Annotated in this window: 26 protein-coding genes, 1 pseudogene and 1 riboswitch; of the genes and pseudogenes, 9 read left to right on the top strand and 18 right to left on the bottom strand. The window is 35.4% G+C overall.

The genetic code is table 11. From position 1 onward, the window contains the following. Positions 1-48 precede the first annotated feature (48 nt). Positions 49-1098, bottom strand: coding sequence for a DUF3231 family protein (locus BR30_RS0123665; protein ID WP_197032401.1), 1050 nt, complete (start codon positions 1096-1098; stop codon positions 49-51). 146 nt (positions 1099-1244) lie between these two features. Continuing rightward, positions 1245-1793 (bottom strand): TetR/AcrR family transcriptional regulator, encoded by a 549-nt coding sequence (locus tag BR30_RS0123660; RefSeq protein WP_026567156.1) that lies wholly within the window; start codon positions 1791-1793, stop codon positions 1245-1247. Positions 1794-1966: 173 nt separating this feature from the next. On the opposite strand from BR30_RS0123660, the gene BR30_RS0123655 reads away from it, so the two are divergent. Further along, on the top strand, positions 1967-3439 hold the full coding sequence (locus BR30_RS0123655) for a DHA2 family efflux MFS transporter permease subunit (protein ID WP_026567155.1): 1473 nt from the start codon (positions 1967-1969) through the stop codon (positions 3437-3439). Positions 3440-3512: 73 nt separating this feature from the next. Here the strand turns inward: BR30_RS0123655 and BR30_RS0123650 are convergent, their stop codons facing one another. Further along, on the bottom strand, positions 3513-5339 hold the full coding sequence (locus BR30_RS0123650) for an APC family permease (protein WP_026567154.1): 1827 nt from the start codon (positions 5337-5339) through the stop codon (positions 3513-3515). A gap of 154 nt (positions 5340-5493) precedes the next feature. Then, a riboswitch (cyclic di-AMP (ydaO/yuaA leader) is annotated at positions 5494-5638 on the bottom strand. 144 nt (positions 5639-5782) lie between these two features. Here BR30_RS0123650 and BR30_RS36940 point away from each other — a divergent pair. Continuing rightward, positions 5783-5911, top strand: a complete 129-nt coding sequence (locus BR30_RS36940) for a hypothetical protein (protein WP_155928809.1) — start codon at positions 5783-5785, stop codon at positions 5909-5911. Positions 5912-5957: 46 nt separating this feature from the next. Here the strand turns inward: BR30_RS36940 and BR30_RS34415 are convergent, their stop codons facing one another. Beyond that, entirely contained in the window at positions 5958-6317 is a 360-nt protein-coding gene (locus BR30_RS34415) for a hypothetical protein (RefSeq protein ID WP_035446084.1), read from the bottom strand. 415 nt (positions 6318-6732) lie between these two features. On the opposite strand from BR30_RS34415, the gene BR30_RS36935 reads away from it, so the two are divergent. Then, positions 6733-6906 (top strand): hypothetical protein, encoded by a 174-nt coding sequence (locus tag BR30_RS36935; RefSeq protein ID WP_155928807.1) that lies wholly within the window; start codon positions 6733-6735, stop codon positions 6904-6906. Between the two features lie 112 nt (positions 6907-7018). Here the strand turns inward: BR30_RS36935 and BR30_RS0123630 are convergent, their stop codons facing one another. Then, on the bottom strand, positions 7019-8248 hold the full coding sequence (locus BR30_RS0123630; RefSeq protein ID WP_026567153.1) for a sensor histidine kinase: 1230 nt from the start codon (positions 8246-8248) through the stop codon (positions 7019-7021). A gap of 205 nt (positions 8249-8453) precedes the next feature. Here BR30_RS0123630 and BR30_RS0123625 point away from each other — a divergent pair, with 205 nt between their 5' ends. After that, positions 8454-9866, top strand: coding sequence for a glutamate decarboxylase (locus BR30_RS0123625; RefSeq protein ID WP_035446082.1), 1413 nt, complete (start codon positions 8454-8456; stop codon positions 9864-9866). Positions 9867-10183: 317 nt separating this feature from the next. Here BR30_RS0123625 and BR30_RS0123620 read toward each other — a convergent pair whose 3' ends face one another. Then, positions 10184-10729 carry a hypothetical protein gene (locus BR30_RS0123620; RefSeq protein WP_026567151.1) on the bottom strand — a complete coding sequence of 182 codons (546 nt, stop codon included), beginning with the start codon at positions 10727-10729 and terminating at the stop codon, positions 10184-10186. Positions 10730-10846: 117 nt separating this feature from the next. Then, positions 10847-11593 carry a formylglycine-generating enzyme family protein gene (locus BR30_RS0123615; RefSeq protein ID WP_026567150.1) on the bottom strand — a complete coding sequence of 249 codons (747 nt, stop codon included), beginning with the start codon at positions 11591-11593 and terminating at the stop codon, positions 10847-10849. A 434-nt stretch (positions 11594-12027) separates the two neighbouring features. On the opposite strand from BR30_RS0123615, the gene BR30_RS36930 reads away from it, so the two are divergent. From BR30_RS36930 to BR30_RS0123600, 3 genes are all read left to right on the top strand, one after another. After that, positions 12028-12204, top strand: coding sequence for a hypothetical protein (locus BR30_RS36930; RefSeq protein WP_155928805.1), 177 nt, complete (start codon positions 12028-12030; stop codon positions 12202-12204). Between the two features lie 148 nt (positions 12205-12352). Continuing rightward, complete coding sequence (locus BR30_RS36180; RefSeq protein ID WP_155928803.1) at positions 12353-12490, top strand: anti-repressor SinI family protein; 138 nt, start codon at positions 12353-12355, stop codon at positions 12488-12490. Positions 12491-12619: 129 nt separating this feature from the next. Further along, positions 12620-13114, top strand: coding sequence for a PAS domain-containing protein (locus BR30_RS0123600; protein ID WP_026567149.1), 495 nt, complete (start codon positions 12620-12622; stop codon positions 13112-13114). A gap of 161 nt (positions 13115-13275) precedes the next feature. On the opposite strand, the gene BR30_RS0123595 is transcribed toward BR30_RS0123600, so the two are convergent. Further along, positions 13276-14196: a LysR family transcriptional regulator gene (locus BR30_RS0123595; RefSeq protein WP_026567148.1), complete on the bottom strand. Its 921-nt coding sequence runs from the start codon at positions 14194-14196 to the stop codon at positions 13276-13278. Positions 14197-14330: 134 nt separating this feature from the next. Here BR30_RS0123595 and BR30_RS0123590 point away from each other — a divergent pair, with 134 nt between their 5' ends. Further along, a complete protein-coding gene (locus tag BR30_RS0123590) occupies positions 14331-14864 on the top strand; it encodes a GNAT family N-acetyltransferase (RefSeq protein ID WP_026567147.1) in 534 nt (177 codons plus the stop codon). 94 nt (positions 14865-14958) lie between these two features. On the opposite strand, the gene BR30_RS0123585 is transcribed toward BR30_RS0123590, so the two are convergent. After that, entirely contained in the window at positions 14959-15456 is a 498-nt protein-coding gene (locus BR30_RS0123585) for a GNAT family N-acetyltransferase (RefSeq protein WP_026567146.1), read from the bottom strand. A gap of 319 nt (positions 15457-15775) precedes the next feature. Between BR30_RS0123585 and BR30_RS36925 the strand changes: the two genes are divergently transcribed. Continuing rightward, entirely contained in the window at positions 15776-15949 is a 174-nt protein-coding gene (locus BR30_RS36925) for a hypothetical protein (protein ID WP_155928801.1), read from the top strand. Positions 15950-16122: 173 nt separating this feature from the next. Here the strand turns inward: BR30_RS36925 and BR30_RS38155 are convergent. The 9 genes and pseudogenes from BR30_RS38155 to BR30_RS0123540 all read right to left on the bottom strand — a co-directional run. Next, a pseudogene (locus tag BR30_RS38155) lies at positions 16123-16381 on the bottom strand (multidrug ABC transporter ATP-binding protein); the annotation flags it as partial. Positions 16382-17070: 689 nt separating this feature from the next. Then, positions 17071-17442: a hypothetical protein gene (locus BR30_RS0123575; RefSeq protein WP_026567145.1), complete on the bottom strand. Its 372-nt coding sequence runs from the start codon at positions 17440-17442 to the stop codon at positions 17071-17073. 88 nt (positions 17443-17530) lie between these two features. Continuing rightward, positions 17531-17806, bottom strand: a complete 276-nt coding sequence (locus BR30_RS0123570; protein ID WP_026567144.1) for a DUF3986 family protein — start codon at positions 17804-17806, stop codon at positions 17531-17533. A gap of 548 nt (positions 17807-18354) precedes the next feature. Then, positions 18355-19641, bottom strand: coding sequence for an MFS transporter (locus tag BR30_RS0123565; RefSeq protein WP_026567143.1), 1287 nt, complete (start codon positions 19639-19641; stop codon positions 18355-18357). A gap of 38 nt (positions 19642-19679) precedes the next feature. Further along, positions 19680-20870 carry a M20 family metallopeptidase gene (locus tag BR30_RS0123560; RefSeq protein ID WP_026567142.1) on the bottom strand — a complete coding sequence of 397 codons (1191 nt, stop codon included), beginning with the start codon at positions 20868-20870 and terminating at the stop codon, positions 19680-19682. Between the two features lie 43 nt (positions 20871-20913). Further along, positions 20914-21276, bottom strand: a complete 363-nt coding sequence (locus BR30_RS0123555) for a cytosine permease (protein ID WP_269320652.1) — start codon at positions 21274-21276, stop codon at positions 20914-20916. A 248-nt stretch (positions 21277-21524) separates the two neighbouring features. Then, positions 21525-22826, bottom strand: coding sequence for a helix-turn-helix domain-containing protein (locus tag BR30_RS0123550; protein ID WP_026567140.1), 1302 nt, complete (start codon positions 22824-22826; stop codon positions 21525-21527). Between the two features lie 460 nt (positions 22827-23286). Further along, positions 23287-23883, bottom strand: coding sequence for a GNAT family N-acetyltransferase (locus BR30_RS0123545; RefSeq protein ID WP_026567139.1), 597 nt, complete (start codon positions 23881-23883; stop codon positions 23287-23289). Positions 23884-24226: 343 nt separating this feature from the next. After that, the coding region (locus BR30_RS0123540; protein ID WP_026567138.1) for an amino acid permease at positions 24227-25537 on the bottom strand (1311 nt) is incomplete at its 5' end.

Here is a 25537-nt window from a genome sequence, read left to right as displayed (position 1 = left end):
GAACACCTTCATTGATTAACGAAGAGTGTCCTCCTTTTTTTATGTATCTTAAGCTCTATCATTTGCTTTTGGCGGTGATTCCAACCAACCTTTTTGAATAAAGATATTCATACCATCATCAACAAATGCCCCAATGTTGATAAGAGTTCTTATATACAACATATCGATATCTCTTCTTGCAGTTACCGCCAGTGAGTTTCCAAATGCCCTTACCTTCATAGCAAACATGTCCACTTTATGAAACAACATTATTTTATCGGAAAAAGGTGGATAGGTAGATGTGGTAACCAAATGGTCTAGATAATCAGGTGAATGTATACTTTCAACGTGAAGTTTTTCCTTGTACTGTTTTACAGCTTTATCAGTCATGTCAAAACCTCTTTTAAACAAGGCCCTTATCTTTTCATCTTGAACTGTTTGTTGAAAGCCCAATAATAAGGCCATACTTGTAGTGTTATTCTCTATGTTATCCCAAAGATGTATGATTTCTAATGCCTGTAACGGCCGGACATCTCCAAAAAAACCATTTAAGAAACTTTGTTTATCAGTTTTTTCAATTCCGTCTGGTGTCGGAATGGTGGGAGGTTTGGCAATAAATTTATTTTCCATTAAAACATTATTAATTTGCCCTAACAGGACAGTAGTGCATTGATTACAATAAATAAAGAACTCTCGTACGTCCTCCCTCATGATCAATGGTACTGCTACAGCGTAAAGGCTCATACCTGCCTTTGCAGCATATTTTAAATAGTGAACATAAAATTCATCTTTGTATAATCGAGGGGCACCAAGATTGACATCATCTTTAGTAAATCCAATTGGGATAGGAAAATTCTCCTTTTTAAAAAACACTTCGGTCCTCTGTATGAAATCCTTAGATAAAGCTAAGCCATTTTCTAATAGCATCCGAATATCTTCTTCCTCACAATGTTGAAGAAAATAGCTTAAAATTTGAATGGACATGCTGTTTCCCATATAGGTAGCCCAGAGTTTACCTATTTCAAATGACGTAAAAGGCTGGGTCTCATCTAATATTTTTGGATTTCTATTCAACGGTTTCATCACATTCATTGGATTTAATTCTTTATCCGTGGTCATAACTTATCCCCTTTTCCCGCATTTCGCTTATGATTTCCTTAGGAAAATAATTTAATTCCACAAATCTAAACTTTAACTTAAATAAAAGACCAACGCTGCGATCACATCTCATGGGTAGGTTGGTCTATGTGATCTGGTAGATAGAATCATTGCGCTCTGTACATCAAATAAATTTGATCCGCGATATAATCCGAACTAAAGTGAAGCCCCTTCTTTACCCACCACATGATGATGCCTACCAATGAGGCTGTTTTAATATCAATCGCAACATAATCAGCAGGTAAATCCTCCTTGATATTCTTCCTTCTTGTTCCTACTACTTGTTTTAATAATAAAAACAATTCTTCCTCGAACTGATTCATATTAAATAGAATAAGTAAATATTTTCGATGGATATATAAATAGTCAAGCAATTGGGTTAGCTGTTGTTTTTCTGATAAATCTTTTGCATGTATTAAAGGAAGAAATTTATCCGTTAACTCATTTAAAATCTCATCGGTGATTTGCGTTAGTAAATCTTGAATATCCTGATAATGTAAGTAAAAGGTTGTTCGGTTTAATCCTGCTTTGGCTGCGACTTTCTGAACCGTTAAATTTGAAATAGACGAGTTCTCGCTTATGAGAGAAAAGACAGCATTTTTAAACATTTCCTTTGAACGAATGGTACGAGGGTCTTCTTTTTTAGGTATAGACATTTTTAAACTCCTTTATAGATTTTCCTTTGACTTTCACAACAGTACATATATTCTTTGTCGATTAGTAAACATTTCGAAAAAAACTGTTCATGGTCAGGAACTTTATTTCTTGTTACTATGGATTTTATCGACACATTGTTGAGAATTCAAGTCTAGAATAAAGGGGTAAATGAATGAATAATGAAATTACAGAAAGTAATAAAAAAATCTTATTAATTGTACTGATTGCCGGCTGTTTTTTATCGACGTTAAATCAAACGTTATTAAACGTGGCATTGAGCAGTTTCATGGACGTTTTTCATGTAACTCCGGCCACTGTGCAATGGTTGTCGACGGGCTTTATGTTAGTAAACGGTGTTTTAGTGCCAATTACAGCGTTTTTAATGAAACGTTTTACAACAAGGCAGCTATTTATTAGTTCGATGTTCTTTTTGTTGGTCGGTTCTATCATTTGTGCCTGTGCAATGAATTTTGGCATGCTGTTAACAGGAAGAATGATTCAAGCCGTAGGTGCAGGAATTATTATGCCGCTCATGATGACTGTCATTTTATATTTATATCCTACCGAAAAGCGTGGAAGTATTATGGGGACAATTGGTTTTGCGATCATTTTTGCTCCCGCCATTGCTCCAACATTATCTGGGTTTATCATTGAATATGTATCATGGAGATGGCTATTTATTGGGTTAGCTCCATTTGTTTTAATTGCCATTCTTCTCTCGTTCAAATATTTAATGAATGTTGCCGATACAACAAAAGCAAAATTAGATATGGCAAGTGTTATTTTATCAACGATTGGCTTTGGCTGTATTTTATATGGATTTAGCAGCGCAGGCAGCAAGGGATGGGATAATCCTGTTGTCATTTCAACCATCGTTGTCGGAATCATCGTTACGATTTTATTCTGTATACGCCAAATGAAATCCAAAGATCCCTTATTAAATTTATCCGTATTTAAGTATAAAATTTTTACTCTGACATCGTTCATCAATATCCTAAATACGATGATTATGTATGCGGATTTAATTCTTTTACCTATTTATTTGCAGAATGGACGTGGATTTACAGCTTTTGAGGCAGGCCTGCTTTTATTGCCTGGAGCGATCATTAATGCCTTCCTATCCCCTGTCACAGGTAGAATGTATGATAAATACGGTGCTAAACCTCTCTTTATTATAGGCTTACTATTTATCATTATTTCCATGTGGGGAGTCATTGATTTAACCAAATCCACCACCTATATGTACTTAATGGCCCGCACGGTAATTTTACGAATTGGATTAAGCTTCATTTCTATGCCATTAAATACAGCAGGGTTAAATGCTTTACCAAGAGAATTAGGTTCACATGGTTCAGCAGTTAATAATACGGTTCGCCAATTGGCAGGTGCGATTGGCACAGCAGTTGTCGTTACAGTGTATACCATTCAAGCAAAATCACATGCCACTGAGATCTCTATGGAAAATGGAGGCATGACTAAGATGGAACTATCAAAATTAGCTTCTATATATGGTGCAAGTGATGCCTATATATTTATGCTAGTCTTAGGATTTGTGGCGCTCATTGTTGCATTCTTTATGCCTAAGAAAGCAGCTATTCAAGAAAGTGAACCTAAAAAAGCAGTATTGCAAAAAAGCCAGGGTTAAAAGCAAAACATTGAATATAAATAATAGGTAGCTCTACTTTAGATAGAGCTACCTGAAAAAACGGTTTATATTCTTATTTCTTTAAATGGTAAGGAACAGTAGTGATAATCACGTTTTTCCGAAACAACAAGTAGGCACGAATCAGTAAACTTGATTGATTATGAAGAATATTGTGCCAACCTTTCTTAGGGATAAATTGCGGAATGATTACGGTGACTCGGTAGTTCGCTTCACTAGCTTTATGTTCAATTGTATCAATAAATTTGGTAAGGGGATTAATGATACTTCTATAATGCGAGTGAAGCGTCACCAGTCTTACATCTGGCTGCCACTTCTTCCATTTTTCTTCAAAGTTTTTTTCATCGTCTCTTTCAAAGGAAACATATACGGCAATAATTTGATCCTGGGAAAGAGATTTAGCATAGTTTATGGAATTGGCTACCACATTTGTCATGCCAGCAACAGGTACGATTAGTACATTTCCTTCAATAGGCATCAGTGGTTCACATGTAGTGAGCCTAAGTTGGTCACCAACGGCATCATAATGCTTTCTAATTCGATGAAAGAGGTAGACAATGATCGGTAGAAAGATTAAGATTGACCAAACCTGTGAGAATTTTGTTATCAAGAACATTAATGTGACGACAAGACTAATGAGGGCACCCGTTGTATTGATAATGAATTTCGGAACCCATCCTTGAGGTTTCTCTCGCAGCCATTTAACCATCATGCCTGACTGAGACAATGTAAATGGAAGAAATACTCCAATGGCATAAAGCGGGATAAGAGACTCTGTTTCAGCTTGAAAAGCAAGGATGAGAATAATAGAAGCAACGCCAAGTATGATGATCCCATTTGAATATCCTAATCTGTCCCCTCTAATAAGAAACATTCTTGGAATAAACTTATCCTTTGCCAGATTAACTGCCAACAACGGGAAAGCTGAATATCCTGTGTTCGCCGCGAGGATTAAGATCAATGCTGTAGTTCCTTGAATAAAGAAATAAATGAAATTCCGCCCGAAAGTTTCTTCAGCAATTTGAGAAACAACGGTTACTTCTGCATTTGGAGAAATCCCATAATAATAAGCTAAAAATACAATTCCTGAAAACAATACGGCAAGCAAGGCTCCCATTGCCAATAATGTTTTAGCAGCATTATTAGGGGCCGGGTCTTTAAAATTAGGGATTGCATTCGAAATGGCTTCAACCCCTGTTAGGGCTGAACTTCCTGAAGCGAACGCTCTTAAAAGTATAAACAGACTAATCCCCGTCACAGGTGTACCGATAGGTGTATGTAATTGAGGTGAAACCCCTCCAGTGACAATATGATACAAACCCACACCAATTAATATAACTAATGCTACAACGAATAAGTAAACGGGATAGGCTAATATTGAAGCAGATTCCGTTACTCCTCTTAAATTTAAAAGAGTTATAAAAATGACAAATACAATGGCAATTCCTACGTTATATTGATGTAATGTAGGGAAAGCAGATGTTATAGCATCAGTCCCGGCAGACACACTTACAGCAACAGTTAGTATGTAGTCGACCAAAAGTGAACCGCCAGCTATCAAACCTGAATTTACACCTAGATTGCTCTTGGAAACCACATAAGCTCCACCCCCATGAGGGTACGCAAATATGATTTGCCGATAAGACAGTATAAGAGCTGTTAAAAGAATTAATACACCAACTGCGATAGGAATGGAATACCAAAATGCAGCTGAACTTACCGTAATTAATACGATCAAAATTTGTTCTGGTCCGTATGCCACCGAAGATAGAGCATCAGACGAAAGGATGGCTAATGCTTTGGTTTTGTTAAGTTTCTGTTCTCCTAATTCATGGGACTTCAATGGACGTCCAATTAAAAATCTTTTTAATGCTGAAAGCATTAATTACTCACCACCCAATATTGTTAATAAGTTTTATATTGCCCATTAAAACGTAATTTCCTAAAAGCAATATTTTTCAAAAATAAAAAAGTGCCTACAGGTCATAGTTAATCGACCTGTAGACACATCATTTTTCTCGTGCCACAAGCTCCACCTTCCTTCTCATATAACGCTTACGAGGTTAGCTGTCGGATTCGGACCTTTGAGTAGCCCTACCTTGAAAGGATTCACCCCTTGAGATAAGTAATATCCCACAAAAATGGTTCCCCCGTACCTAATGGTTTCAGCGATTTAGAAATTTGAAACTGTGTTTATATTACTCCTATGTTCAGCGAATGTAAATGAATTTTTTTCCAAGAGATTAAATCCCAGGAAAATGGAAATGTTAATAACGTAAATATGCTATAGAAATATAGTTTAGCTTATCGCATAGGAGGAATTACATGTATAAAGATAAGAATCCCTTTTTTTCTGATGAATATTTAGCGGAGTTAGCAAAAGAAATCAATCTCCAATATGGGGATCCTATAAAAGAAAAACTGACGGATCCTATAGAAAATGATTTAGAGTAACTCCACTTTAGACCGCATTTTGTGCGGTTTTTAAGTTCTTAATCAATCAAAATTCTCGGTACCCCAGTATTGCCTGTTCATATACAAATTCCTCATTTAATATTCCCATCTCGTGAATATGTGCGCGAGTTTTTGCATCCCCCAAATAATGTAGTAAGGAATAGATTAGCAGAATACGTAGATCATAGTCTTTATTTTGGGGCTGATGATGGTATTCAAGATATGGAATGTGGGCTCGGATATAACTTTCCCAATCTGTTTCCTCGGTTTTATCAAACAGCCGTTCTAGAACAGCAACTTCTTTATCCGTTGCTTCAATCCTAAAATCCCATTCCGATCCATCAGGTTCACTAAAAATCTCGTGAGATTGTATGTTAATATAATAGCTGTGTTTTAGTTCATTCATAAGACCATCTCCTATCCCTTTTATATATATACCACAACTCTGAACGTCCAAACCGTTTAGGAGTATCGGTTCCTTTTATTAGTAGAAATTTATTTTTTTACATTTCCAGCCTATTTTACTTGTAATCAGCACTTGTCCTATTCAGTTATTATTTTGTGTACATATAATATTACTACCAAACATAAAGCAGTACCTCCTTCAGCGTTTGCATATTTGCAGACGCTTTTTTATTTTTAGGAGTTGAATAAGTAAAAAGTAACACCAATTAGTTTGAAGTAAATTTACCCGTTTCATTCTTTAAGTAAACCTAAAAAACCTTTAAAAAAATAAGTGAAAATGTTCACAAATATCTGTGGTAATCGCTTACAAAATAATATATAATTATATTAAAATTACAGCTTGTGAGGTGAAACACATGAAAGAATATATTTTTCTTCTAGAAGAACCAGTTGGTACGAGAGAAATTAAAATTTTAGCATCAGGAATGATGGATGCCTTCAAAAAGGCAAAGGAATTTCGAAAAAATATTGTCCAAGATACTAAATCAAAGGTCAATATGATGCTAAAAGGTGTTAGATATACGGATTAACCTTATAAAAATATATTGAAAGGAAAAATCCTAACCTATATGTTCTTATTAAGATTAATAGTAGACAAATAAAGGAGAACACATTCGCTCGTTAACGAAATGTGTTCTCCTTTTATATTCTATACTTACTCGTATTTGTTGCTGGAAACCGAATCGTAACCGTTGTTCCTTTACCTTTTACGCTATCAAAGTCGATAGATCCTTTATACTTTGTAGCAATGTTAAAGCAAATCATCATCCCTAGCCCAGTTCCTTTACTTTTTAACGAGTAAAATGGAGTGCCAAGAGAATCCATTTCTTCCTTTGACATCCCCTGTCCACTATCAATTACTTTAATTTCAACCAAGCCCTTTTTACTTTCAGCAGTAATTACAACAGAATCACCATCTTTTGATGCTTCAATCGCATTTTTAATAATATTAATTAATAACTGTTTAAATTCAATGGTATTCGCAGCGATAGAACAATCCTCAACCATACTTAGTACAATCTTATTATCATGTAGGTGGCCATAAGTATTGAGTAGATCCGTTACACTTTGAAGAACAAACTTTACATCTACTAGTTCCGTTTCTGTGTCTTTGTCGGGCTTGGCAATGGATAAAAATTGAGAAATTACCTGTTCTGCCGTGTTTAATTCATTAATCATTAACGAGAAATGCCGCTTACTATTTTCATTATATGTATTATCTTTTTCATATAACTGTAGGAAGCCTTTAACCACTGTTAAGGGATTTCTAATCTCATGTGCCACAGCAGCCGCCATCTGTCCAGTTGTTTTCAGACGTTCTGAGTGTTTAATTTGCTCATAGTAGAGCTGCTGTTTCTTCAACCGTCCATACGATAAGTAAAAAATAAAATAAAGAATGGCTTGGCTTCCTAAAAAGTTAATAATATTTCCGATTAAGTCTTCTTTTATATATGGATAAAGCTCTCCTCGATCAGCTATGGCAATATAGCTAAAAAGAATTATGATTGAGAAAGTATTTAATAGTAAGGAAAGATGAAAAAGTTTTGTATCAAAAAACAAGATTGAAATGGCAGGAATGAAGCATAAAAATATAAAGTTAGACCAGGTATTCGGATATGAAAAGAAGATAGTATAAAAGTAAGTAGAGGCTACGACGATTATAATTATTCTAAGAAAATGTGACTTATAAAAAGGGTAAATTAATAAGCATATAGATAAGAAGAAAACTAAAACACCATGCGTAATATATCCTGGTCCAAGATGATGTAGAAGTGGATTACCGGCAAACAGCCCAAGTAGCATAAGTGCAATTACCACTAACACTATGCTGTAATATATCTTTTGATTAATTTGAGTATTTTTGTTCTTCATACTTATCCCTTCTGCTGAAAGCCCATGCTTATTTTGTAGCAAACTATCTATATTCTATCATATATGCTTTATGGAATAAAAAGCTACAGATTAGAACAATTAAGCTTTCATCTATGAACGATACATTGCGTCATGAATATTTTACGGCATTTATTGACAAAACAATATAAGAAATCTAATTCCCATGAAGGAGTGTGGAACCTATATGCCGCATTGGCACCCGCGCCGCACGCAAATCGAGCAAAGAATGTTGTCTAATGAATTTTCTATAAATCCCCTATTCGCTCGTAAAGGAGAAGAGGCGGTTCCCCGTTTTCGTATGCGTGATCAAGGCATGTTACCTGAAACCGCCTATCAAATTGTCAATGATGAAATCGCACTAGATGGGAATGCCCGTCTTAATCTTGCAACATTTGTAACCACCTGGATGGAGCCATCCGCTGAAAGTTTATATGCGAAATCAGTAGACAAGAACATGATTGATAAGGACGAATACCCGCAGACGGCAGCGATAGAGGAACGCTGTGTTCGAATTTTAGCCGATCTCTGGAATTCGCCCGACCCTCAAACTACTTTGGGCGTTTCGACAACAGGATCGTCGGAAGCGTGTATGCTTGGGGGCCTTGCGTTAAAGCGCCGCTGGCAAAACGCACGCAAAAAACAAGGGAAGCCAATTGACCGGCCAAATATCGTCTTTAGTTCTGCCGTTCAGGTCGTTTGGGAAAAATTCGCTAACTATTGGGAGGTTGAACCGCGTTATGTAAACATTAGTCCAGAACATCCTCATTTGTATCCCGAAGGAGTACTTGCTGCCGTAGATGAAAATACAATCGGTGTGGTACCGATTCTTGGGGAGACCTATAAGGGTATTTACGAACCAGTCGCCGCCATTGCGAAAGCCTTGGACGAGCATCAGGCCAGAACGGGTCTCGACATTCCGATCCATGTGGACGCTGCTTCAGGAGGATTTATTGCACCGTTTCTTCAACCAGACTTAGTTTGGGATTTTAGGTTGCAAAGGGTGAAATCCATCAATGTTTCTGGACACAAATATGGATTAGTTTACCCGGGACTTGGATGGATCATTTGGCGTGAGGCTTGTGATCTACCTGAGGAACTCATCTTTCGAGTGTCCTATTTAGGAGGGAACATGCCGACGTTTGCCTTGAATTTCTCTCGACCCGGCGCACAAGTACTCCTACAATACTATAACTATCTACGTCTAGGCAAAGACGGATACTATGAGGTGCAAAAGACTTCTCAGGAAGTAGCGCTATTCCTCAGCAAAGCGATTCTGGACATGGGTCCTTTTGAATTACTCTCAGATGGCTCAGATATTCCGGTATTTGCATGGAAATTGAAAGAAGGACACACATCAAACTGGAATCTTTATGACTTGTCTCGACAATTGCGCATTTTTGGGTGGCAAGTGCCTGCTTATCCTTTACCTCCAGACATGGAAGAAGTAACCATTATGCGTATTGTGGTTCGAAATGGATTTTCCATGGACTTGGCTCAACTGTTCTTGATGAACTTCAAACAAGCCGTCTCATATCTGGATTCCTTGGATGGGCCAATACCGCATGACACAAAGCACGACAATGGTTTTCACCATTAATCTCGAAACATCCAATTGAGTACCGGTATGATCCAAGGAATATTAAATTGAACTGGAAGCAACAAATAGTAGACAGAACATATACATGAAATATTTTAGATTCAGGGAAAAGACGATGCTTCTTAAGCATCGCACCCGTTCGTATTATAAGGTTAGCCGGATTTTTCTGGTTGACCTTTTTGTTTATGGTCTTATTATTACGGTTGCCGGGGTAGAAAGTCGCACCCGTGGAACTCGATTCCGTCAGCAAAACTGTTCACCCTCCTACTTGTAACAAAACAAGGAGCTTTGGGGTTACCGACTAATATGAAGTTCAGTTATTTTTTATCTATAAACTTATATTTAATAATAAATTTAGAATGCGGTAGATATTGTATTTCCATCCCTCTTTTAATCTCTTCTTTTTTTAGTTTTAAAGGAAGCAAGAGTTTGTCGTCGTTAATAATTATTTCCCAACCTCTTTTACCATATCTAGATTCTAGCCTTTCAACTTTACTTGGAACTCCTTCAAATACTGTATAATCTTTTTTTACAAAGGAATATAGGTCTATCCATTGATTAGATAAGAACATTATAAACACTGTGCAACCTAAATAAAAGAAACGTTGTAATCCAAAATCTTTACGAGAAAGAATAAATAAACTAAGAGGCACCATTATCAAAATTGGTATATTAATAATTAAGTACATATTACTAGAAACTGGAACGCTAATAAAAACTAAAATGAATGAAATAATAAAGAAAATATACCAAATATAATTGAGGACTTTGTCAAATGAATTTAATTTTGAATTTATATTAAACAAATATAAAAATGGTAAGTCGCCAAATAATATTTTCATAATACCCTTTTTTTCCTTCATATTATCCCCCTAACAAAAGTTAATTTTCCAGACCACAGTTTTCTTTTTAATTTAATCTGTCCTCTAGTTTAATAAGAAAAGTTCTAACAACGTATATCCATTCAGAATTTCTAATTATTAAACGATTGATCTAGCAATTCTAAAACCGATATCATCTATATAAAAATCAGGCATACTCTTTCGACGACAAGTAGCTCCACATCCACGTTCTTCTTCTGCCCAACTTCCTCCACGAATTATTCTGTAATTACCAAATGTCACTTCATCGTATAAGTCCCAGCACCACTCCCAAATATTCCCGATCATGTCATATAAGCCCCAAGCATTAGGCTTTTTCTTACCAACTTCGTGTACTCGTTCGTTAGAATTATCTTTAAACCAAGCGATTTCATCAATTTCACCATACCGATATCCTTTTGATTTTGCCTTACATGCATATTGCCATTCAGAATCTGTCGGTAAGCGAAAACCATTAGAATTATTATTGCAAATAACTGATTTACTTTCACTATCAAAATCATAAAACTTTTCATAACCCATTGTTTCAGATAATAAATTACAAAAATTCACTGCATCTATCCATGAAACATTAACGACTGGTTTTCGAACCTCAGTAGTTGTTAATAATTTCTCCCCCGTAATAATCGCATATAGTTCTTCTGTCACCGTATATTTGGCAAGATAAAATGGCTTAATTTCAACATTCCAAATTAATTCCTTTAAATTTTTTCTAATACCCGGCATTCCAAATTTATAGTTTGAACTAATCCATTTTTTCTCGTTTCGAAAATCTCGTAGACTGATTTCTCCTTCGGGAATATACACCATTATATCTTTTAAGTAGTCATTTAAGTTAGCTAACATTCTCCACCCCTAGGTCTTGATTTAATTTTATTAGACACAAATTCCATATCTTTGGCTTTTTTGACTTATAGACTCCCCTTAATAATTTAAATCTCATTACATTTTACCAATATATCTTGTTCAATTAACCAACCTCCTTTAGTCTAATAACAGCCATTAAAAAGGACTAATCCTTTTTCAACAAATGCTTCAATAAAAAATTTCTTTTGACCTATTTCCATAAAAGTTGACGAATGTTAATTTGCCATTACATATTTTTCATTTATTTATCATTTACTTTTGAACAACATAAACAAAATATATAATTCGAAAATTATGTTGAGGGACTTTTCAATCTGACAGATGCCTAACTTCACGAGATGTGTTTTAGCAATCAAAAATGATGATTCACTTAAACGTACTGTTTTTATGTGAACAGCCCGGGGGAGAAGACAATGGAACCTGAAGAAAAATTAGAAGAATTAGTGGATTACATTACATTTTTGAAGGAATACTATATGTCTGTTTTATCTGAGGAAAAGTCGGATTTTTACAGAGCGTTTATTAAAGGAAAGTTGAAAGTATTGGATGATATTGGAATGAAACTTGAAAAATCGGATAAAACATCATAAAAAAGTAACGATGACTTTATAAGTTATTTTTCAATTATTTTGATACCCAAAATAAACCGTTATGTTCCGAAAAGTATATTAAGAGTAGTAATAATCTCGAATGCATCCTCTAATTTCCAGTAAATCTTTTTTTAATGGAGGGGTAAGTATGAAAAAAAGCGAGTCTGATCTTCCAAAAGAATGGATTGAGTTAGTAAAAGAAGCAATGAAATCTGATATAACTAAAGAAGATTTTAAGATTTTTTTAGAAAAAGAAAAAGAGAAAAGGAAAAATCAAAAATTTTAACAGAGTTAATAATTTATCATTTGGAAATAGTATTAAATTGGTCTATAGTAATAAAAAGATTATAATATTTGTGGGCGTTTTTTTTGCTCACTAATATTATAATCTTTTTCTCATAAAGGAGATTTATATATGTCTGAAGAAAAATTGTCAGATTTAATTAGTCCTGAAGCTGTGATTAATTTTGAAACTGGTGCGATTAAAGCAAGCACTTTGGATTTAATTATCAATCTTTTGCCATTTGAAATGGGCTTTTGTGATGCCAACGATATTTTCCGCTGGTATTCCAATAATCCAAACCGCGTGCATGGTCGCCGTAAAGAAGCGATTGGTCGCCGTAAAGAAGCGATTGGTCGCCCGGTTCTTGAGCTTCACCCAAAAGTGGCTCACCACGTTAAAAAATTGTTGAATGATTTCCGTTCAGGAACACGCGACGAATGGGAATTTTGGTTCCCAAAACGCACTGGCGAAACTGGTCAAATTTACCAAAAATTCATGACTATACGTGATGAAAATGGAAAATACCTTGGCTGTATGGATGTGACCGTTAATATCGACCTTTTCCAAGGAAAAGAAGGTAAAAATACCCCTGAAACTATTGACGAATTTATAGCTGTTAAGCCTTAATTATAAAAAAATACCTTTCTCATTTGAAAAGCTGCTGAAAAACACATTGAATTCCCTAATTCAATGTGTTTTTCTTAATAATAGACGTATCAAGATTTGGTGGTTACTGAAATAGAGGCTTTTCTAAAATAAAGGATAAACAAACGACCTCTACCCTACCTCTACATTTCCTTCGGCTTAGATTTTTCCAAAGCAAATTTTAAAAAATCAATATATACCAGAAGCTCATCTGGCAAAAGTACATCGTTTCGTTTCACCAATCCCACTTGAATTAGATTGCCTCCGTCCAATGGAATAGAGATAATATTGGGGTTCATGTAATTATTCACGATACAACCTGTTCCCAGATTGTAGCTATCTGTATTTGAAAGGAGATTATTCATTGCCCCTCTATCCTTGAGATAGACTAGTTTCCCGATATTATCTACATTCAGGGCTTCTTCCGCAAAATGCAGCAGCATATCATCCTGCTGGTAAGTCAGATAAGGATAGTCCCTTAACTGATCCAAGGTAATGCTTTCGAGTTGAGCCAGAGGGTGTTCTTTTCGTAGAAAGACATGCTGTTTCAATGAAGCAAGTGGAGTATATGTTAGTAATTTTGAGGTGAAATAGCGCTCAAAAAAATGCTTATTTAAATCAGTCAGAGATAAGATGCCAAGAATACTCCTGCTTGCGTACACGTCATTAATCACATCGGTCGTCTTACCCTCTCGAATCGCCAGCTCGTATTTCCGCTCGGCAAAATAATCCATTACATTTGCAACAGCCTCTATTGCGAAACCATAATGTTGAGATGAAATAGAAAACTTTGTTAAGTTTATTGTTTTTGCTTTGTTAAAATGATGGACAACAGCCTCCATTTGTTCTAGAAGCTTTTTTGCGTAAAATAATAGCTCCGTACCTTCTTGTGTGAAGACAACGCCTTTATTGGTTCTATCTAGAATAGTTATCCCTAACTCTGATTCGAGGTCACGCACCGCTTTGCTGATACTCGGCTGTGTTACGAAAAGTGCAGAAGCAGCTTGACTAATAGATTTATGCTTGGCAATCTCTACTATGTATCGAAGTTGTTGGGGAGTCATGGCCTCACCTTCCTTAACTGATTTTGCTATAACTTTATCCTATAGCAAACGGTTAAAAAGTTCAATTTTACGTTTTGTATGGAACATTCTACAATAAATATAGTAAACAAATTTATTATGAGGGGAAGAAAGAAATGATAAGGGAAGCAACTCAAAAAGATCTAATGGATATCTTAGATATCTATAATGATGCCATTCTCAATACTACTGCTGTATATGCCTATAGACCCCAAACGCTAGAAAGCAGACAAATTTGGTACGAACAAAAGATGAATGAAGGTTATCCAATATTAGTTTGCGAACAAGATCATAAAGTGGTTGGATTTGCTACCTACGGTCCCTCTAGAGCGTGGCCTGCTTACAAATATTCCATTGAACATTCTGTTTATGTAGATAAGGAATACAGAAAAAAAGGAATTGCGACTGCTTTAATGAAAGAATTAATCACTATTGCCAAGGAAAGTGAGTTTATGACCTTAATTGCAGGAATTGATGCGGCAAATGAAAAAAGCATTGCTATTCATAAAAACTTTGGCTTTGTTCATTCAGGTACAATAAAAAAGGCCGGTTTTAAATTCAATAGATGGCTTGACTTAGCTTTTTATCAACTAGAACTTAACGGAACTAAAAATCCTGTAGAAGAAAAAAATATTCTGTGGGATATTTAAAAATAAGGTTAAAAGCTATCTTATCATTAAGGGAAAGATAGCTTTTTGTAAGGAACTAGGCCTTAAAGTAACGCCCCATTAATTAAAATAAGGATCATTCCATAGCCTCTTTCAATTTGACCATGTTATACCAGCGTACTCCTCCATGTTGTGATTCTGACATGCCATGGTTAACAAATCCAAATTTTTCATAAAAAGAAACTAATTCCTGTTTACATGTTAAAGTGATTCCTACTCTTTCATTCTCTTTTACAAGTTCTTCTAATTTATCAATTAATATCTTGGCAATCCCTTGCTTTCTTGACTGTTTGGACACAGCTAATCCTAAAATACTCTGATATCCTCCACTTTTCGGGTTCTCTTTGATTTTCTCAAAAAGATCATCGGTAATGTAAGGTTGATTAATGATAGGTCCATTAATATATCCAAGGATCTCCCCTTCCTTTTCTGCCACAATAAAGGTATCAGGTATTAACTGAATCCTCTCCACAAATGCTTCTTCCGTGGCAGCTTCTTCTATCGGAAAGCCTCCATTCTCAATAAGTAACAGATGTTCTAAATCTGTAGCTTGAACATTTCTTAAAGAAATCATTTCGTCTCACAACCTTTCGACTATAACAGTAAATTATACGATATCAGTTATTTATTATAGCATTTTGTATTAACCTTATAATATTTCTACTTTTTTCTCTATGTGATAGTATGTTGACCAATGCGAACCAAAATAGATAGAGTTTTTATTGCTGCTTCTTAAGCTCCCTCTATATACATTAGCCGGAAATTCTCCGCCTATGAATTCTCATACCTTCTCGAAAATAGTAATAAGTGAAAACGTTCACAAATAATTGTGGTAATCGCTTACAAAATAATATATAATTATATTAAAATTACAACTTGCGAGGTGAAACCGCATGAAAGAATATATTTTTCTTCTAGAAGAACCAATTCGTACGAGAGAAATTAAGATTTTAGCATCTGGAATGATGGATGCCTTCAAAAAGGCAAAGGAATTTCGAAAAAATATTGTCCAAGATACGAAAGCAAAGGTAAATATGATCTTAAAAGGTGTTAGATATACAGATTAACCTAATAAAAATATATTGAAAGGAAAAATCCTAATCTATATGTTCTTATTAAGATTAATAGTAGACAAATAAAGGAGAACACATTCGCTGATTAACGAAATGTGTTCTCCTTTTAAATTATATTTTTAGATACTAGGGTTCTTTACACATCTGATAAAGAAAAACGCGGCAAATCAAATGAACTCATATCCCTGACTAAACTGATTGTTATAGAGGTTGTTATAAAAACCATTTCTCTTTATTAGTTCTTTATGTGAACCCTTTTCAATAATCTCGCCGTCATTGATAACTAAAAGAAATCTGCATCCTTAATCGTCTAAGTCGATGAGCAATGACGAAGCTTGTTCTCCCATTCATTAACGTCTTCATTGCCTCTTGGATATGCAGTTCGGTTCTTGTATCCATACTACTGGTCGCTTCATCTAAAATAAGACCTGCTCCTTTATTTGCTTTTACATGTTCGAAGCTTTGGGTTAATTTGCGGACAAATAGAATTTGTCCATATACACTGTGTAATTTAAATTTCCCTCTTGATTAATTGCATATTCCACTCCTTTCCTTGATGTACATTTAAACGGTTTTACAGCAGTAACATGATTGTTGGCATTACATCTTGTTCATGGCTTGGAGCCATAGGTCATTCTACTTCCGTTCACTTGATGTTATGGTCATCAAGTTACTTCCGTACTATGAGAATGACTGACTACTCCACCCATTCTTCGTCACTTCGGATTACCCTTATAGACTAGAAACCTGCCTGTTCGGTAAGGTGGAGTCCTAACGAGGTCATCGCATTTCCCTTCAAAGCATCCCCTGCACCATCACGCTATAAGTCACATTTTCTCGTTCTGACTTCTGAAGAAAATGCCTAAAGTAGCTGTTATTGCCTGTGTAAACAAACTCTTACATTGGATATATGCCTTACTAAAAAGCAAAACGACTTTCCAAGATATAGCTTAGCAACTAAGTCTAACTAAATAACACAAAACCTTCCAATTTTAGAATAACGGAAGGTTATTTGGCATGCTTATTTTTAGTATATCATTTGGTTTATAAGATTTTTATTGAAAAATATTGACAAACTATTAGCTGGTTTAGCAGAACAAGAGAAGCGACTGCTCTTATTGAACAATCGCTTTTTTGTAACTTAATTTACACCAAACAACATTCCGTAATGTTAACTTTGCTAACTCTTTGATTTCTTGCATAGTTATGCTTTTGCCCACCCACATTTTTGATAAAAAGGGAGAAGCATTTTGATTTTCAACCTCGTCAGACCATATCTCCAAAGCACCTATATATAGTTTTTTTAAACCCATCTCATCCATAAAAGTAGTAATGGCGTTTATGTATTTTGATTCTGTTTTCAAATAATCTTCTTCATATACTTCAGTTCCTACCTCTGAAAAACACGTCCATTCCTTGTCATCAAGATAATTACCTTTTTCATCTCTGTTTTTTGGGTTATATTTTGTTATCCTCCAAGAAAACAATTGGTTACACACCTTCTTTTTTATTTTTTTGAGATGATTTTGACTTATACTCTACGGCCCCTGTTAGCACAACAAAACGCCTAACGATTTAAATTATTTTATTAATGGATAACCATTTCTTAAACTGCTGTACTCCTATATCATAATCAATTTCTTTATTGTAAATGGAAAATATTCTTTTTCCAAAGGGTTCTAATAATAGTTGGCTTTCTGGAGTAATATTTTTAAACCCATATCCTTTAAAATCAAAGAATATATCCCATATATCCTCAGATTTTCTTTTAATTGCTATCGACTCATAATCACAATTATCCTCGTAAAAACCTAAATGCAGATGATATTTCTCATTATACAAAATATCCATTAAGCACCTCTATTTTTAATAATCAATTGGGCAGATAGAATCAACAATCCTTCTTCAAGTAAACTGCCCCGTTAGCCATCCATGCAGCACAAAATCAGTGCTGCACCACAGAGAATGAAAATGGTTAGGAAGTGTCAATACTGATACTGACCTTAATCCAGTCAAATTATGAAAAAAGCCAGGGAACATACTATTCTTGGCTTTTTTCACTTCTTGTTCAAAATTAACCAATCGTATTAATTAACTTAGAAATTTCGAATCAATTTCCAACCATTAAAAACTAATTTAGTTAAAGATTAAGGGGTAAAAAATTTGCATGTTAATAACCCAATAAGTGCGTCCGAAACTTGAAACACAAATAAGGGTAAGTCCGAGATAAGTCCAAAAAGCGCCATACAGGTGTAAAAAAATGTAAAGAGGGCACAAAAGCCCTCGTTAAGCTTTTTTAAAATTAAACTGCTCTCGTAATTCCGAATGCGGTTTAATTAGTTGTGTAAGTATGTTCATACTTTACTCAATTATGGAAGGGGTGGATTTTATAACATTTACTATATATTTCTTGCTGTATGAATAATTTCATTCTTGGTAGCATCAAGCCATGGCTTTTTTACTTTGAGTAATGAAATACATGCAAAAATAGCAACGACTAAGAAAATAAATCCGATTAAGTAAGAAGATGAATAACCAAATTTTTCAACTAAAATCCCAGATACGGTTCCAAGAATAGATGCCAAAAACATGAAAAACGCATATAAACCTGAATAGATAGTAGCATAGTGCTTTGTCCCAAAAAATTTGGAAGTAAAGATTGGCAATGCTACAAAGTTAAAGTTCAAACCTGCACCACCAAATAGGATATAAAGATATACAAGCCCTGAAGATTTGCCAAGAAGTACCAACGAAACGAGTGTGATGACACCTAACGTAAAACCAGCCATACAACCTTTCGATAGTCCAAACTTATCAAACAAATAGCCAATAGTCATTTTCCCAAGCATTGAACAGATACCAAATGCAAAAAGAATCTGACTGAGCCGAACGTCGCTAACACCGATATCAGTCAAATAGGATGGAGTTTGAACGACGTCAATCATTTGCGGAATTGATGTTCCAATTACAAAGACAACAACAAGCCAAAACGCAGAAGTTTTGAATGATTGACCCAAAGAAATTCCAACGCTTGAATTTGGTTGAACCTCTGAAGTTGTTTCAGCTGGTACTTCAGGGTCACCTTCGTTTAACCCATAAGCTTTTAGATTCTTATCTTCAGGGCGAGTATAAATAAGGGTTCCGCAAATAACGGCAAGGATAATAACGGCTACACCCCAAACAACAAAAGCTGATTTGTAACCTGAGCTAGAAATGACTAAGTTCAAACTTGGTGCGAAAATGGCTGCTCCAAGTCCAACACCAGCAATAGCGATACCCATTGCTGTTCCTCGTTTTGCCTTAAACCAGTTTGTTATAATTATTGGAACAGGTAATACAGAAACTGAAACTATAATAAAACCAATTAGGAAAGTAATAACCGTCAAAATGCTCAAGGAATCAATTTTGCTCATTGCGATAATCAACATTCCTTGTATTATACCAGCGGCCAGAACAGCTATCTTTAAGTTTGCTTTGCTAAGCAATTTGGCTAATAAAATATTACCAACAATGGTACCAATGAAATAGAGTGATATTAAAGAAGAAGCACCAGCTATAGAATAACCTTTAGCTTTGACCATTGGTGACAAAAAAACTGCTAGGGATGAGACAACTCCAGTTCCAAGCGCTGTTAAGACAGTACATGCAAAAACAACGATCCAACCATAAAAAAATTTCTTTGTCATCAAAACACTCCTCAATAGTATTATTTATAAATCCACTCCTAAATCCACTTTTTAATTGCTATTTGTTGCTCAAAGTCCCTGTGGACATTTCCTCTAAATTCATCATCCAGAAAAACTTTTAAAACCATGCGACTAATCATTTCCGCGCCATTTTTTAGACTTTCATGCGCTTTGGGCATTGTCGTTGCTTTTGCGAAATCGGTGGTATGAAGGGCACACTGTTCATCCGTAATCGAAATCATCGGATGTAATGTTGGGCAACAATAGCTCACATTGCCGATGTCAGATGAACCTAATGGACCCGAAATGTCATTCACACGTAAACCAAGAGATTCCATAATATTCTTCATTTCTTTCTCAGCCGGCCCATTACTCACCATGTCTGCGAAGTCTTCGTACGAACGTTTCCATTCGAATTCGCAATCGAAAGCGATAGCGGCTCCTTTTGCGCAATTTAAGATTGCTTTTTGCGCTGATTCTATGGAGGCAAAAGAGTCAGCACGAAATTCTACTATCACTTCAGCTGTATCAGGAATTACATTAGATGCTTTACCACCATCTGTAAAAATTTGATTGATATTTACGTCTTTTGTAAGGGTTTGTCTTCTTGCATCAATCAAATCAACAAATTTTCTTGCGGCAGTTAGAGCATTTCTCCCATCCCATGGGCATGCAGCCGCATGAGCAGTCTGTCCGAAAAATTTGAATTGAAAGTTTTTTAGCCCAAGGAACTTTGCATTAGGTTCATTCATTCCGCCCATGTAACTATGCAACATGATGGCAAAATCTATTTTATCAAATACACCGTTTCTAGCCATTCTGATTTTTGCCCCAAATGTTTCCTCTGCTGGAGTTCCGATTACGTAAAGATTTCCTTTAAAATTACCTTTCAACTCGTGAAGGGCAAGCCCCGCTAAAACAGACATAGAGCCATGTAAGTTATGACCACAGGCATGTCCGATGCCCGGAAGTGCATCGTACTCTACTAATATAGCAACAGAAGGGCCTTCACCATTTTTTAACTCAGCACAAAAAGCAGTTTCGTAACCAGAGAAAGGATATTGAACGTCGAAGCCAGCTCTTTCTAAAATATTTACGATTCTCTTGCTGCTTTCGAACTCTTCCCCTGACACCTCTGGATTTGCAGCTAAATCGTCACTTAAAGCAACCATTTCACTGTAATGTTTTTGGATTGAAGTTGTGAGTAAATCTGACAGAAAAGCATCCATAAACAACACCTACTTTCATCTTCTTAAAATATTAACTTACCTTTCAGGCTGCAAACTTCAGAATCACGACAGTTAAGAATGCACCTAATATCATCATCCAGATACTTGCTATCACTGATCCACAATAGGTGTACCAAAATGTTTGTGAGTGGGGCGTATCTTCTGGCAGGTATCGTGAATAATCAGCAACGTATGGCCCGTATGAGATCTGCCAGATGGCATAAATGCCGAGCGCGAGCAAAAACATACCGACATTTACATGATCGAAAGACAGGCTGCCCTTTGGAAGCGGAATGCGAAGTGCAAGGATTGTGCAAATAAGAAAAAAGACCGCATATACAGCCGATAAATATTTCCACATAAAATGGAACAGATCGTAACCCCTTTCTATTACATAGTAATAAATAACCAGAAAACCTATCCAATCTTGGGATATTCATAAAAAATCACATCACAAAGAAATCTAATCCAATCTACCCTCCCTCCCTTAGTCATCAATTAATTTTCACAATATTCGTACATCCCTGCGAAAATTCATTTAAAGAGTGTTTAAGGAAAATATTCCTTAAATGAATTTTAAACGATGATAGCGTTTTCTTCAACTATTTATATGAATTTTCTAAAAACAAAAAATAAACACCCAAATATGGATGTTTATTTTAAACGATATAATTTACTAGGTCTTCCACGAAAAGAGGAAGATTCTTCTCCAATACACTCAATTAGACCAACTTCACATAAATCTGTTACAATACGTCTTGCGTTCCGTTCTGTCATATTCAGGTGTGCGGCCAAATCCTTTGTCGTAAAGTCGTTCCAATCCATTTTCCTGATTAGAGCATCAATTTTGTGAAAAGTTTTAACGCTAATATTACCCTTTTTCAGTTTCTGTAAAAAATCTTTATCCTCCGTACGAAAGGAGTAGGTTATCTCTTCTTTTTTCCCAATGGACTCGGTAATCTTTCCGTTGTCTTGGACAATAAGTATCTTCCGTTCAGGCATTTCCTTTGATTGCCTAATTGACACCTGCGCGTTTATTTCTGCAGAAAAGACTGTCTCTCCAAATCCGATTCCTACAACAACCGTCGATTCCGATTCTAGAGACAACTGTTCTAATGTATGTTCTAACATAGGAATTTCTCGTTCAATCGCGCCACGGGAGCTAAATATCACATATTTACCATACCCTTTTTCTATCAATGATCCATTTAATTGTTCACAGAATTTAAGGAGTATCTCCTTTAAACGCAGCTCTAAAAACTGTAAATCATATGAACTCTTCGCTTTCTGCATAATGCTTTCAAAATGCTCGATCTCAATAATTTCCACACCAATTTGAGTGTCCTTTAAGTAAAAGCCTTTTATTTTTTCAGATAGTATCCTCAGAGTTTGGCGAATTTCCATTCGGCTAGTTGACATCCATTCGACTGGTAAACCAGCTTCTTTTAAGTGCTTATATACTGTTGGAAAACAGGTGATTGCTCCATCAATTTTATTTGATTCCCATAAATCTAGGTGAAAATGTAACAATTCCTCCATATTAATATCATCTGGTTCAAACTTTTTCACGTAAATCTCATTAAATGTCATAGACAACTGTTCTACTGCCTCTTCAAATAAGTTGGAATAAGAGAATATATCGATACTCAATCTTTTGATCAATTTTTCCGGTGAATAGATTATATTTAAAAAACTTTTGTATAAACTAGATTCCGTATGTGGAATATACAAAAGATTTTCATTAGAACCTAAAACCTTTCTCGCGATCTCATATGGCAATTCGCCAGAAAAAAGCCAAGCATGAATCTTTTTATAATTATCTTTTACAATTTTTTTTGTTTCCTCAGGTTCTTCATAAGGGAGAGCTACAAATTCCATTCCCTGCTCAAATTCTTTAGCTATTCCAAGAATTCGTTCTAATGACCAACTTGGTCCAACCACTCCGATTCTATACATCATTAGAACACCTACTTTCAATTTGGTTAATTTAAATTAATTTTCCATATAAGAAAGATAATTTATCTTCGAACTATATAACTTTGTTTCTCAATAATAGAATTATATTAATAATTGTAACAGCAACTACCCTTTGATGTCTTCAGGGTAATAATATAATTATTACTGGTTGAGAATTTACCTTAAGTATACTTCTTCATCATCTTCACTATTATTTTAATATATATATCCAATTTAATTATGAACAGTTATTTTTCATCTTTTTTAAATCCTTATACCCAGAAATCAATAAGGTTAGAGAAGATATAAGACCTATTAATAAGAGAACTACTCCATTAATTAGAGTCATGGAAATTTTATCCTTCTTCCTTCTCATCAAATTTTCTTAGTGTTTACTATCTATGAATCAAGTTGATAGTTAAACAAAATAAAGCCTCTTCCCAATAGAATAATGAAGAGACTAACAGTATGCTTTCTCTAATAAATAAATCAATTTTTCTTTTACTGACTCCCATTCATCATCAATAATACTGTAAAATATATTGTCTTGAATGGTTCCGTCTGCCTTTACTCTATGTTTACGAAAAGTTCCCTCTTTTGTTGCTCCTATTCGTTCAACAGCTTTTTGAGAACGTAAGTTTTCTTCACTAATTGAAAATTGGACACGATTTACTTTTAATTCTTCAAAACAATACTTAAGTAATAAGAATTTACATTCTGTGTTTACTTTTGTTCTCCAAACTTTTGGTGAAAGCCAAGTCCAACCTATTTCCACATTACGATTTACTTTATCAATACCACAAATTTGAGTTGTCCCTAATACTTTACCTTTCAGTTTATCCTTAACAATAAAAGGTATATGTTTCCCGTCTTTTTTATTATTAAGAGCTATCATTAATATTTGCTCTATATCCTCCACTGTGGTAACTTTTCGCAAGGAATATTTCCATACTTCAGGGCTTTTTAAAGCTTCAAATAATTGTTCCTTATGCTTCACCTCGAGAGGAATAAGCGAAATTGAATTTCCTTCTAGAGATATATCTGTTTCAATAATCATAGTATTACTGACTCCTTTTTAAATAGAATATTCTTTCGTTCATTTTAGTTAGGACGGTACCACAACACATTCCTTCGCAGCCTTTGCAAGGCAAGTTTCATTCAATCACCTCCAATAATTTAATGATTTTTACTAGCGTTCAAACTTGCGGGAACAACAAAAAAGCCTTTAGAACGGCTTAAAGATAGCTCTTTAAGCGACTGTCTAAAGACTCGAATCTGTATGTCTTATATGTTTTCAAATGAGAAAATTCAAATAGTTCGTATTATAAGTGTACCATTTGATGAAATCTATAGCAATATTTTAAATTTGCCACTATCCAATTTTCGGAAAATAACTTCTGCTAGATTTTGTTAATACGTCTTTTCCATACATACGTTAAGGTAATAAAGATGTAGATGCAAAGTGTAATGATCGTTACGATGATGGATGTCGTGAAAATGATTCCGATCAGGATCGTAATTAAAGCGATGATCGCAGCCCAAGTCGTATACGGGAACCATTTAACTGAATAGGCACTTGTTTTTCCGGGCTGTTGTTTACGTGATTTCAAATGGGCGAAGGCAATGATCAACCAGATGAATAATACGGGATATCCCAGCGATCCCATCAGGAAATCGAAGGTCTTGCTTCCAGCAAATAAGGAAATCAGTACACCGCCAAATAAAGTGGAAGTACACATGAATATTGCGTAAACAGGAACTTTCTTCTTGGTTAAACTTGAAAAGATTTTCGGAATGCGACCGTCCACGGCTTGTGAATACAGAACACGGGATGAACCATATAATCCAGAGTTCATCGATGAAATAATCGCTATTAGAACAACGGCGTTCATAATATGGTCAGCACCTGGAATCCCTATCATTTGAAAGACCATCACAAACGGACTTTCAGGCACCCCGTTTACTTCGTTCCAAGGAATTAAACTAACGATGATGAAAAATGGAATGATATAGAAAGAAATGATCCTGACCAATGTACTGCGAACGGCTTTTGGAACCACTTTTTCAGGATTTTTCGTTTCTGCCAATGTGACCCCGATAATTTCTGTACCGCCATATGAATAAATTACCACCAGCATCGCAGTGATTAAACCTGTTGATCCATTCGGAAAGAAACCGCCATAGTCAGTCAAATTAGAGAAACCGACTGCTGTATGATCACCAAACGTCACGAGCAGCAACAATAATCCCGCCATGATGAACACAATGATGACGGTAATTTTAATTAAAGCAAGCCAGTACTCCGTTTCAGCAAAAACCTTTACTGATAGCAAGTTGATTGCTGTAACTAAAACAGAAACAGCTAATGCCAGTATCCAGATTGGATATTTAGGCAGCCAATATTGAATGAAAATAGCCGCAACGACTGATTCGGCCGTGATGTTCAATACCCACATTTTCCAATAGATCCAATCAAGGAAATAGGCAGGATACTCTCCTAAAATAGATTGGACAAGATCCCTGAATGTTCTTGCACCGGTATTACGGACCGCCATTTCAGCTAAACCTTGCATGATGAATAATAGGATGATGCCCCCTATCAAGTAAGCAATTAGTACGGATGGGCCTGCCATATCAATTGCTGAACTGCTTCCTTTAAATAAACCTGCCCCAATGGCACCGCCTAATGCCATCATCGTAATATGCCTTGA

The sequence above is a fragment of the Bacillus sp. UNC41MFS5 genome, from assembly GCF_000686805.1.
Note: the sequence above shows the minus strand (reverse complement) of the source record. Positions and strands in the feature narration are given on the sequence as shown.